Genomic DNA, 12,413 nt, shown 5'->3' on the forward strand with positions numbered 1-12,413 from the left:
AATTCATAAATATTTCTACTACAAGCCCAAACTGCACATCATCTTTGACCGTCCTCAATTTTTATTCCATCAAAATAGCTCGCTATTACTCAAAAATAAAAATCTGTGGTAGTTCAAATCTGACACACATTTTGAACTTTTGTTACGAAAATTTATGAATTATTCAGGCTAAACAGAAAACTGAAATTCTATATGAGATTTTCTGAATAATTAGTGGCAATTATCATTTTCGATACATTGAGCATCTACCACAGAAAGAGTTACCATATTCACAATTTCACGTACCGAACTTCCAATTTGTATTAGGTGAATTGGCTTTTTTATTCCAATCAAAATTGGCCCAATTGTTTGAACATCGCCAATTTCTTGCAAAGTTTTATATGTAATACTCCCAGAACTTGCATTTGGGAATATTAGAGTATTAACATCTTTGTTGTTAAATTTTGCAAAGGGAAATTTATTTTGTCGAAGCTTTTTATTTAGGGCAAAATTTGCTTGGATTTCACCATCAACAATTAGGTCGGGGTGTTCTTCATGCAGCATTTTAATAGCCTCGCGAATTCTTTGAGGGCTTCCTTCGCCTTCGGCTGAGCCAAAATTTGAATAAGAGACCATTGCAATCACTGGTTCTATGTTGAATTTTCGTACTTCTTCTGCGGTGAGCAATGTGATATCTTTAAACCTTTCTATAGAAGGTTGAATATTTACAGTTGTATCTGACATGAAAAATGGGCCTTTTTTTGTCATCAAAACGTACATTCCTGCGATGGTATTCACATTTTTTTTTGTTCCGATAATTTCACGGGCAGGGTTTATCGTATCAATAAATTTACTGGAAATACCTGACACAAAAGCATCAGCTTCACCGGTTTCAACCATCATTACACCAAAATAATGTCTGTCATACATTTTTTCAAATGCCTCGTCGTATGTTAGGCCTTTTCGTTGTCGTTTTTCGAATAAGAGTTCGGCATATCGTTTTCTTCTGCTTTTTTCGCTATGGCTACGCAAATCAATAATGTCCACTCCGAGAAGTTCTAAATTATTCTCTTTTATTGCCTTTTTAATATTTTCTAAATTGCCAAGTAATATGGGTTTTGCAATTCCTTCTTGCAGTACTACTTGGGCAGCTTTAAGCATTTTCAAATTGTTTGCTTCAGCAAAAACTACACGTTTTGGATTTTGTTTGGCTTTTTCAGTAATAGACCTAATCAACGCATTTTCATAACCTAAACGTTTTGAAAGTTGGTTTTTATAATCGTCCCAATCTTCGATAGGCTCTCGTGCAACACCTGATTCCATTGCTGCCTTTGCAACTGCTGGTGCAACTGCTGTAATTAGACGGTGGTCTAATGGTTTTGGAATAATATAATCTTTTCCGAAAACTATGTTGAAGGCTTTGTAGGCTGTGTTTACATCTTCCGGAACAGCTTCTTTTGCCAAATTTGATAAAGCATAAACTGCTGCTTTCTTCATTTCTTCATTTATTGCTGATGCACGAACATCTAATGCACCTCTAAAAATGAAAGGAAATCCCAAGACATTGTTTACCTGATTTGGATAATCTGACCTGCCTGTTGCAAATATCAAATCGTCGCGTGTTGCCATTGCATCGTCATACGAAATTTCAGGATCGGGATTTGCCATTGCAAATACTATTGGATCTTTTGCCATCGAAGCCAACATCTCTTTAGACAAAATGCCTGCAATTGAAAGTCCCAGAAATACATCCGCATCAACTATTGCTTCCTCCAAACTATCAATATCTCTTTCAGTAATGAACTGTTTTTTTATATAATTCAAATCGTCTCTTTTATTGTTGACGACTCCTTTGCTGTCGCATAAAACCACATTTTTTGGATTTACACCAAGCGAGATGTATAGTTTGGTGCAGGAAACTGCGGATGCTCCGGCTCCGCTCACTACAACTTTTACATCTTCAATATTTTTGTTTTGAAGTTCAAGAGCATTCAACAAACCGGCGGCAGAAATGATAGCTGTTCCATGCTGATCGTCGTGCATTACCGGAATATCTAATTCTTTTTTTAGTCGTTCCTCAATTTCAAAACATTCGGGGGCTTTGATATCTTCAAGATTTATACCACCAAAAGTTGGTGAAATTGCTTTTACAGTTTGCACAAATTTGTCAATATCTTTCTCATCAACTTCTATATCGAAAACATCAATGTCGGCAAATATTTTAAAAAGTAAGCCCTTTCCTTCCATAACAGGCTTACTGGCCTCTGGTCCAATATCGCCTAAACCTAATACTGCTGTTCCGTTCGATATTACTGCAACAAGATTTCCTTTGGTAGTATATTTATACACATCATTTGGATTTTTTTTGATTTCTAAGCACGGCTCGGCAACTCCAGGAGAATATGCAAGCGATAAATCGTGTTGCGTACTGTATTCTGTTGTCGGTTTAACTTCGATTTTACCAGGACGCCCTTTTGCATGATATTCAAGAGCTTTTGAACTTTTTATTTTAAACATTATAGTATTTTATTGACGTTTAATAATTCGACAAATCTATTAATATTAATTTTTTAAAAGAAAATACTGAAGTATTATTTCTGCTGATATTGTGCTGTATAGCAGGTTTTAATGGGTTATTTATATGAATTTTGTCATGAAAATTCTCATTTGCCGGAAGGACATATTTTATTTTTTTAAATTGACTTATTGAGATGAATGTAGTACTTGATAATATTACCTAAGAATTGATATAGTATTTTTAATTTCAGACAATTAGAAAACTTGTTTGGATTCGTTTTCTTATAACAATTAAAATTGAATCAAATTTTTTGTTTAGAAGAGAACATATTATTTTTTGTATTATATTTCGAGAAAATAAATGACAATTGATGAATAGAGAAAAAATAAAGATAAAACATAGTATTCTTTTTCCCGGATTGTTTTTACTTTTTATTTGGCTTGTCAAACTTAGTGAGTTTATTCTTAAAATAAGCTTTTCTGATTTTGGTATTTATCCACAAAAACTCAAAGGATTAATTGGAATAGTTGCCTCGCCTCTTATTCATGGTAGTTTTGAGCATTTGATTTCAAATTCAGTTCCACTGTTTTTGTTAAGTGTTGGACTTTTCTATTTTTATAGAAATGTTGCATGGAAAGTTTTTTTTCTAATTTATTTTATGACTGGGCTTTGGGTTTGGGTTGGTGCCAGAGAAGCCTATCATATTGGTGCCAGTGGCTTGGTCTATGGTTTAGCTTCATTTCTTTTCACAAGTGGATTATTGTTACGAAATCCCAGAATGACTGCTTTGTCTATGTTAGTTGCATTTTTATATGGCGGAATGATTTGGGGCATTTTCCCAATGGATAAAAAAATTTCGTGGGAGTCGCATATGTTTGGTCTTATTGCAGGTGTAGTATTGGCGTTTTACTATAAAAAGCAAGGACCGCAACGTAAAAAATTTGATTGGGAAGATGAGGAAGACGAAAGTGAAATTCAAATAGATAGTGAATCGACAAGCAAAAATTCTATTGAAATAAAATATCATTATAATGAAGAAAACAAAAATGATTAAGGATGCGAAAATTACGAAAAAGCAGTTTAAATAGGATTCATTTTTTAATACCAAATTTTAAGACATTATATTATAAATATGGAAGATACTCTACGCCATAAAGGACTAAGGAGAAGATTGATTGAAGAAATTGAAGCAAAAGGTATTTCAGATAAAAATGTGCTAAATGCCATGTATAAAGTGCCTCGGCATTTTTTTATGGAATCAGGATTGCAGAAATATTCATATAAAGATCAGGCATTTCCAATTGCAGCCGGTCAAACCATTTCTCAACCATATACTGTTGCTTTTCAAACACAATTGTTAAACATCAAAAATGGTGATAAAGTTCTTGAAATTGGAACAGGTTCCGGTTATCAAACTGCAATTTTGATGGAGCTTGGAGCAAAAGTTTATACTATAGAACGGCAATATGAATTATTCCTAAAAGTGAAAACATTTCTTTCAAACCTGGGATATAATCCACATCTGTTTTTTGGAGATGGCTTCAAAGGACAAGCAAATTACGGACCTTTTGATAAAATTCTGATTACAGCTGCTGCACCCTTTATTCCGGAAGATTTGAAAAATCAAATGGGAATCGGTGGAACTATGGTTCTGCCACTTGGCAAAAATTCGCAAGTGATGCAAAAAATAGAAAAAACAGGCGAAAATCAGTTTAGAACCAGCAATCATGGGTATTTTTCTTTTGTGCCTATGCTTGGGGGCACTGAGGGGAGGTAGTTTGTTTTGCTGCCTTCGACATGTTTAGCGGATGGACATAAATAAATATGTGGGTACAAATATTTGAATCCAATAACCGTAATCCCTTTCAATTAACCTAAGCTGGATAAACCAGAAAAAATTATCGCAAAGACGCAAAGTTTATGGAAATCTGTGAAACGAAACAATTCTTGCTTTGAGTCCGAAACTTGTTTTTAATATCGTAAAGAGTTTTATATCATAAAACTATGCGCCCTTGCGTCTTTGCGAGATTATGTTTTGAATATATTGTGTGAAATATCTTGACATAAAATACACGAATATTAGAAATAAGATACTAAACCAAAATTTCAAAAAAGTTTTTGCTATTAATGATTTTTACCGGTATGTCGGGATAATTCTCTGTAAATTTCTTAGGGATTCTTACTTTTTTGTCGGCATTCCATTTTATTTCGAATGAGCAGGTTTCGTTTTCTGTTTCTTCAATGAAATCAATTTCTTGTTGTTGGTGTGTTCGCCAGAAATAATAATTTGCTTTAATATCTTTATTCAAATTTAGTTTTATGCGCTCAGCAATTACAAAATTCTCCCACATTGCTCCCTTGTCTGTTCTGTCATCGAAAGGCAGGAAATTGTTTAAAATTGCATTTCGTATTCCTATGTCCCAAAAATATATTTTATTCTTATGTTTCAATTCTGTTCGTAAATTCCGATTAAAAGAACTTAACCTGAAAATGACAAAAGCTTGTTCAAGTAGTTGAATATAACTTGCAACAGTATCTTTTGAAATACCGAGCATATTTGAAATTTCGCTGTAAGAAACTTCGCTACCAATTTGTAAAGCTAAAGCCTTTAATAACTTTTGAATGATTTCCGGCTTTCTTATCCTTTGCCAGGTGAAAATGTCTTTGTATAAGTAGTTTGAAGATAAATTTGTTAATATTTGTTTGGCATTTTCGTGTTTCATCACAACTTCCGGATACATTCCGTAAACGATGCGATATTTTAGCGAGCTTTTCAGAAATAGGAAATCGTTATGATTTATTATCTCCGAAACAGAAATTGGAGTAAGCGTCAGTTCAAAGTTTCGTCCAGTGAGTGGTTCGTTAATTTCATTCGCCAAATCGAAGGAGGATGAACCGGTTACAACTACTTGTTTTTCAGGGAAATTGTCTATTATCAATTTTAGTGAAAGTCCAATATTTTTTATTCGTTGAGCTTCGTCAATAAATATTATTTTTTTCTTGGCAATGAGCAGTTCTATTTCAGCTAGATTAATGTTGGTGAGAGTTTCTATAACAGGAGGATCATCGCAGTTGAGAAACATTGTATCACTGTCATTTATATTTATTATTGATTTTATAAGGGTCGTTTTTCCGACCTGCCTTGCTCCATAGATTACTATTATTTTCCCTTTGAAAAAATATTTGTCAATAATTTTCTGTAGTTGCCTTATTATCATAATTTCAACATTTGTTGATTTTCTCTAAAATAATCTTTCACAAAGTTAATTAAAATTATAGTTATTAGCTAAAAATATATAAATATAGCTATTATAATAACAATATATCTGTAAAAAACTAAAATATACATGCCTAAAATATATATAATATAGCAGGTACGATATCTAAAAATATAGTTAAAATGAGTAGTATAATAGCTGAAACTAATTAAAAAGTGCAAATATATATGCTAAATTAGATATAGATTCGCTAATACGATAGTTGAAATGCTGTAAAAAAAGAAAGTATAATAGCTAAATAAATATAAAAACCGCTAATACGATATCCAAAAAGATGCAAAAAAAGCTAATAGGAAATTTGAAATTTTAATTAATGTTGAAATATTTTAAATTCAAAAGCATAAAAAAAGCCTGAATTATAATTTCTTACGCATCAGGCTTTCTAAAATATTTTAAAGATATTATTTCTTTTTCTTCTTAATAGATTTGTTATCGGTAGGAAGAATTTTCTTTTTCATTGTATCAAATGCAATTGGGGTAGCAATGAATAATGATGAATATGTACCGACAATAATACCAATCATTAATGCAAATACAAATCCACGAATTACTTCGCCGCCAAAAATAAACACAGTTAAAACAACTATAAATGTACTAATGGAGGTACTGAAAGTTCTGCTAATTGTGCTGTTTAGTGCGTTGTTATAAACAAAATCTCTTTCGCGTTTCGGATGAAGTATAACTCTTTCTCTAATTCTATCGAACACAACCACAGTATCGTTAATTGAATAACCAACCACAGTAAGAATTGCAGCAATAAATGCCTGATCTATTTCGAGCGAGAATGGTAGTAGCCCATATAACAATGAGAAAATTCCTAAAACAAATAATACATCATGTACTAATGCAGCAAGTGCGCCGAGACCAAATTGCCAGTTTCTAAATCTTATGAGGATATATAGGAAAATCACAATTAAAGAGAATATGATTGCAAAAACTGCTGAAACTTTGATGTCGTCTGCAATAGTTGGTCCTACTTTTTGCGACTGCATTCGGTGATTGTTAATGAAATCAGAATAGCTAACGTCTTCGCCAAGTATCGGTTTTAGTCCTTCATAAAGTTTTTCTTCAACAATGTCGTCCGCATCAGGATCTTCACTGTCAATCATATATTTCGTAGAAATTTTTACTTGATTGTCAGATCCAAAGATTTTCACTTCAGGAGCATCTCCATAAACTTCTGCTAATGCACTTTGAATATCTACAGTATTTACCGATTGTTCGAAGGCAACTTGGTAAGTTCTTCCTCCTTTAAAATCTACGCCATAGTTCAAGCCTCTGATTGCCAACGAAATGATAGCGACAATGATGATTGTTCCAGACACCATATAATATGTTTTTCTCTTATCAAGGAATTGAATTTGTAAATTTTTGAAGGCATTCTCTGTAAATTTAGTAGAGAATTTAATTTTTTTGTCTTTTCCTAATAAGGACTCAAAAATTATTCTGGTAATAAAAATAGCTGAAAATAATGAAGTCAATACACCAATTCCGAGTGTTGTTGCGAATCCCTGAATAGGTCCTTTTCCGAAATAACCCAAAATTATGGCAACTAATAGTGTGGTTACGTTTGCATCGACAATTGCTGAATATGCTTTCTGATAACCTTCTTTTACAGCCAATCTTATTCCTTTACCGGCGGAAATTTCTTCTCGAATACGCTCATAAATTAGCACATTCGCATCAACTGAAATACCAATTGTTAAAACAATACCCGCAATTCCGGGAAGTGTAAGAACTGCTCCCAGAGATGCTAATACTCCCATAATGAAAAATACGTTTGCAAATAGTGCTATATTGGCAACCCAACCTGCTCTGTTGTAGTAAAATACCATATAGATAAGTACCAAAATAAAAGCAAAAATAAAGGAGATTAATCCTGAATTGATAGCTTGCTGACCCAATGATGGTCCAACTATTGCTTCTTCAAGAATTCTTGCAGGAGCCGGCATTTTTCCCGATTTCAAAATATTTGCAAGGTCTTGCGCCTCAGCAATTGTGAAATTTCCGGTTATCGAAGAACGACCACCAGTAATTTCCTGATTTACTCGCGGATAAGAATATACATAATTGTCAAGTACAATTGCAATTTGTTTGCCTACATTGTCTTTTGTCATTCTTGCCCAAACCTTAGCTCCTTCACCGTTCATGGTCATAGAAACTTCTGCATTGGCTTGTGTTTGACCGAATTCAGCTCTTGCTGAAGTTACAACTTCTCCGCTTAATGGTGCTTGCTGATCTCTCGTTGTTATTTTTATTGCAATAAGTTCGAAGTAAGTTTCGCTTTTGTCCCACTGAGCATGTTTAATTGTCCAAAAGAATTTCAAATCTCGTGGGAATAATTGTTGAACTTGCTTTAAATTCAAGTAATCATTTACTTTTGAAGTATCTTTGAAATGCGAAAAACCTACTGAAGCTCCTTCAACATATTTATTGTCTTTAGTAATATTTGGTGTGAGAACAGCAAAAAGAGGATTTTCTTTGTTAAATTGTTCTCTTGTTTGTGTTAATTCATCGTCTGTCAAAGTTGAATCGTTTTCGAGCATTTCGAGAAGAGATTCGTCAGAACTATCAGCACTTAAAGAATCAGTTTCTTCAAGTAAGTTTTCTTCAGGTAATTCTTTAGTTGGCTCAACATCAGAGATAACTTCATTGTCCTCGTTTTGTAATGTAGAGTCAATTTCCGAACCATCTTCGTCCGAACCTATTTGCATTTCTCTTATGCGTTTATTGGCATCGCTTAAATAATTAAAAACCTCTGCATTCTCAAAAGTTTCCCAAAACTCAAGACTTGCGGTTCCTTGCAATAATTTTCTTACTCGCTCAGGTTCTTTTATTCCTGGAAGTTCTACTAAAACTCTTCCTGATGTTTCTAATTTTTGAATATTAGGTTGAACAACTCCAAATCTGTCTATTCTGCTACGTAAAATATTATATGAATTGCTGATTGCTCCTTCTGTTTCTTCGCTAATAATTTCTAAAACTTCTTCGTTGGTCGATTCATAGCTTATTCTGTCTTTTAATTCTAAGGTAGAAAAAATAGCAGCTAATCTTCCATCCGGATTTAATTCGCTGAAAGCCTGACCAAATAAAGTAACAAAATCTTCCTGGCTACCTTGTTGTTTTGTTTTTGCTAATTTTATTGCGTTCGTGAAGCTTGTATCAGTGCTATGATTAGCTAATGCTCGAATTACATCAATTACAGAAATCTCTAAGGTTACGTTCATTCCACCTTTTAGGTCAAGACCCAAATTAATTTCATGTTCTTTACATTCTCTGTAGGTATAATCTATTATTCCTAAATTATAAACAATCTCACTGGAAAGAGAATCAAGATAATTTTCTTCTAATTTTGTATCTCCGGCGGCAAATTCTCTTGCATCATTTTCAATACTTCTGGTTACCCATGTAAAAGAAAGATAAAATATACTGATAATTACCAGTATGATTGCAACAAATGTTATCGAACCTTTATTCTGCATTTTTTTACTTATTTTGTTATCATTTATATTTTTCAAAAAATTGACCGCAAATATATTTATTTTTTTTGAAAACAATTTATTATAATTAAAGAATTTTCTGAATGAAAAGAGTTGATATTATGGCATTTACGAAAGTTGGAAATAAATTGTGAATTATACTACACCATTTTAATACTTATGAACAGCTAATATTTATTTTTGCTTTCAGATTTTTGAGCAAAAATTCTGTAATTTAAATTAGTTTTTAGTTGCTAAATTCGAAAATTGTGTTACTATATATAAGGTATAGAAAATGTTGAATGATAATTAAGGATTCTGAAATCAAAATGATTCTTAGAAAATTCAACTTTCATACTTATCATAGTATAATAAATATTTCATATTTTTGTTTCATTTCTATTACTTTTGAAAATTGAAGAGAAACCTGTTTATGAGAATGTTAAAAAGAATTATTATTTATTTTGTTTCAGCCATGTTGTTCCATGGATGTGTCGATGCAATTGAGGTAGATCTTCCTCCTCTTGTCGAAAAAATTGTTGTGGAAGGCGCTATAGAAGAAGGTTCAAACCCATATGTCTTTTTGACTAAAAATACCCCATATTTTGAACCTATTGACACAATGACACTAATGAATATGTTAATAATGGACGCAATAGTTAGTGTTTCGGATGGAACTGATACAGTAATTCTTGAACCAATGATTGATATGTGGCGATTCCCGTATTTATATTATGGTTCGAAAAAGATGATTGGAGAAGCCGGCAAAAACTATTTTCTTTCGGTGGAGGCAAATGATGAAAAGGTTTCGTCAAGAACTGTTATTCCAGAATCGGTTCTAATAGACAGCATGTGGTTCGAATTAGAGAACGACAAAGACAGTCTTGGTCTAATTTGGTTCACATTTGAAGATCCTGATACTCTTGGAAATTTTTATAGAGTATTCTCTAAAACCCTTGGTAAAGATTCAATATTTTTGACAATGCAGTTTTCTACCATCGAAGATAAAATTATAAATGGTGCTGCCGATAATAGAGTCGGTGTTTATAGAGGCACAAATGACGAAATAGACGATCAGGAAGATATGGAACGCTGGTATTTCAAAATTGGAGAAAGGGTTGTAATTAAGTTTTGCACAATGGACAATGTGCATTTCGATTTTTGGGATTCGTACCAAAACGATAGGTCTTCATTAGGGAATCCATTTGCTGCACCTACATATGTCCAGTCGAATATCGAAGGAAAAGGACTTGGAATTTGGGGAGGATATGGTGTTTATTTGGATACTTTTGAAGTGAAAATTGATTCCCTAATTTTGGAATAAGGCATCATAGTTCTTAGAATTGTTTATAAAAGGCATATAATTGAAGATAATTTATTAAATAAATTGATAATTTAATTAGGCACACTTCTTGATAAAACGGCAAATCTATATATGTAGATAAATAAATGTAAAAAAATAAGATCATGGAATTATTTAAACCAATGAATATTGACGAACAAAAAAGTCAGAATAACAACTTGAGCGACAAGATCGAAAAAGTAAAATGTTTGGTTATCGGCTCAGGACCTGCCGGTTTTACAGCAGCCATCTATGCAGCACGAGCAAATTTAAAACCCTTAGTGATTCAAGGAATGCAGCCTGGTGGACAGCTTACAACAACAACTGAAGTTGATAATTTTCCTGGATATCCGGAAGGTATTACAGGACAGGCAATGATGGACGATTTGAAAAAGCAAGCAGAACGTTTTGGAACTGAGGTTCGTTGGGGTGCCGTGTCATCAGTCGATTTTTCGAAATCTCCACACGAAGTTGTAGTCGATGAAGAGTACAAAGTTTTGGCAGATACAGTAATAATTTCAACAGGAGCAACAGCAAAATATCTCGGTCTGGATTCTGAGAAAAAATATGCTGGCATGGGTGTTTCGGCATGTGCAACTTGCGATGGCTTTTTCTACAAAGGACAAGATGTTGCTGTTGTAGGTGGTGGCGACACTGCTGCAGAAGAAGCTACATATTTGTCCGGATTATGCCGAAAAGTTTATATTATTGTCAGGAAGAATTATATGAGAGCATCTAAAGCAATGCTTGACAGAGTGAATAAAACATCAAATATTGAGGTGCTTTATGAGCACAACACTAAAGAACTTATTGGAGAAAATGGTGTTGAAGGAGCAATTTTAATTAAACGAATGGGAGAAGCTGACGAGCAAGAAGTTAAGATTGATGTTTCAGGATTTTTTCTCGCAATCGGTCATACTCCAAATTCTGTAATTTTCAAAGACTATCTTGAAACAGACGAAGTAGGCTATATAAAAACCAATCCCGGAAATTCTAAAACAAATGTAAAAGGAGTTTTTGCATGTGGCGATGTTCAGGATTCGACATATCGTCAGGCTGTTACTGCTGCCGGATCTGGTTGTATGGCCGCCATCGATGCCGAAAGATATTTGGGCGATTTGGATAGTTAGTTTCATTTTTTTGTTGAAATAGGAAAAAACGCCAAGAACAAATAGTGGGAAGTGTTTGAATGCAATAATTTACTTTTGTGAATTATTGCATTCAAACAAATGCCTGCTTATGTTCTTGGCGTTTTTTTTAGTCATTGACTAAAACATCTGTTGATTATTTGAAATAATTAAAGTTCCCCGAATTTAAATTCGATTATGAAAACCGGCTAAATTTTTTTTTGAGGTGCTGAAGAGAAATGTTTTGGTGATAGCTATCTGTAATCTAAAATGCTAAATTGCATTGCCGAAAAAATGGCGGACGGGTGCTGGCATGTGGGTTGTAGCATCATTATTTCATGACATTTTGTTACTTTTGTGTCAAGACAAAAGTAAATGATAGGACAATAAACTGAACTTTATATTTCATAATTATAGGATGAAAGTTAATTTTCAGCACCTCAAAAAAAGGTTTAGCCTGAATAGGCATTGATATACTTTCTGATATAAAATCCATTTTTATTTTTTATATGAAAAAAGTATAGTTCATTTAACAAATTTAAAAAGTTTCATTTTTTTGATTATTATCATATTTTAGCCTGAATAATTCATAAATTTTCGTCTCGAAAGTTCAAAATGTGTGTCAGATTTGAACTACCACAGATTTTTATTTTTGAGTAATAGCGAGCTATTTTGATGGAATAAAAATTG

Annotated in this window: 7 protein-coding genes; 4 read left to right on the forward strand and 3 right to left on the reverse strand. The window is 33.1% G+C overall.

Features of this window, described 5'->3' with window-relative positions:
- Window positions 1-210: 210 nt before the first annotated feature.
- Window positions 211-2,496: an NADP-dependent malic enzyme gene (locus tag HN894_03295; GenBank protein MBT7142338.1), complete on the reverse strand. Its 2,286-nt coding sequence runs from the start codon at window positions 2,494-2,496 to the stop codon at window positions 211-213.
- Window positions 2,497-2,867: 371 nt separating this feature from the next.
- Here HN894_03295 and HN894_03300 point away from each other — a divergent pair, with 371 nt between their 5' ends.
- Together HN894_03300 and HN894_03305 are read left to right on the forward strand one after the other, a co-directional pair.
- Window positions 2,868-3,551, forward strand: coding sequence for a rhomboid family intramembrane serine protease (locus tag HN894_03300; protein ID MBT7142339.1), 684 nt, complete (start codon window positions 2,868-2,870; stop codon window positions 3,549-3,551).
- A 78-nt stretch (window positions 3,552-3,629) separates the two neighbouring features.
- Window positions 3,630-4,274, forward strand: a complete 645-nt coding sequence (locus tag HN894_03305; GenBank protein MBT7142340.1) for a protein-L-isoaspartate(D-aspartate) O-methyltransferase — start codon at window positions 3,630-3,632, stop codon at window positions 4,272-4,274.
- A gap of 316 nt (window positions 4,275-4,590) precedes the next feature.
- On the opposite strand, the gene HN894_03310 is transcribed toward HN894_03305, so the two are convergent.
- Together HN894_03310 and secDF are read right to left on the reverse strand one after the other, a co-directional pair.
- Window positions 4,591-5,715, reverse strand: a complete 1,125-nt coding sequence (locus HN894_03310; GenBank protein MBT7142341.1) for an ATP-binding protein — start codon at window positions 5,713-5,715, stop codon at window positions 4,591-4,593.
- Window positions 5,716-6,176: 461 nt separating this feature from the next.
- Window positions 6,177-9,257 (reverse strand): protein translocase subunit SecDF, encoded by a 3,081-nt coding sequence (gene secDF / locus HN894_03315; GenBank protein MBT7142342.1) that lies wholly within the window; start codon window positions 9,255-9,257, stop codon window positions 6,177-6,179.
- A gap of 430 nt (window positions 9,258-9,687) precedes the next feature.
- Here secDF and HN894_03320 point away from each other — a divergent pair, with 430 nt between their 5' ends.
- Entirely contained in the window at window positions 9,688-10,578 is an 891-nt protein-coding gene (locus HN894_03320) for a DUF4249 domain-containing protein (protein ID MBT7142343.1), read from the forward strand.
- Between the two features lie 143 nt (window positions 10,579-10,721).
- Window positions 10,722-11,726: a thioredoxin-disulfide reductase gene (gene trxB, locus HN894_03325; GenBank protein MBT7142344.1), complete on the forward strand. Its 1,005-nt coding sequence runs from the start codon at window positions 10,722-10,724 to the stop codon at window positions 11,724-11,726.
- Window positions 11,727-12,413: the final 687 nt, after the last annotated feature.

It is taken from the genome of Bacteroidota bacterium, assembly GCA_018692315.1.
Classification (GTDB): Bacteria; Bacteroidota; Bacteroidia; order Bacteroidales; family JABHKC01; genus JABHKC01.

What these genes read in the sequence shown, in the direction of transcription:
- secDF (MBT7142342.1), bottom strand. Translation starts at nt 9,257, where the DNA reads ATGCAGAATAAAGGTTCGATAACATTTGTTGCAATCATACTGGTAATT.
- HN894_03295 (MBT7142338.1), bottom strand. Translation starts at nt 2,496, where the DNA reads ATGTTTAAAATAAAAAGTTCAAAAGCTCTTGAATATCATGCAAAAGGG.
- HN894_03320 (MBT7142343.1), top strand. Translation starts at nt 9,688, where the DNA reads ATGAGAATGTTAAAAAGAATTATTATTTATTTTGTTTCAGCCATGTTG.
- HN894_03305 (MBT7142340.1), top strand. Translation starts at nt 3,630, where the DNA reads ATGGAAGATACTCTACGCCATAAAGGACTAAGGAGAAGATTGATTGAA.
- HN894_03310 (MBT7142341.1), bottom strand. Translation starts at nt 5,715, where the DNA reads ATGATAATAAGGCAACTACAGAAAATTATTGACAAATATTTTTTCAAA.
- HN894_03300 (MBT7142339.1), top strand. Translation starts at nt 2,868, where the DNA reads ATGAATAGAGAAAAAATAAAGATAAAACATAGTATTCTTTTTCCCGGA.
- trxB (MBT7142344.1), top strand. Translation starts at nt 10,722, where the DNA reads ATGGAATTATTTAAACCAATGAATATTGACGAACAAAAAAGTCAGAAT.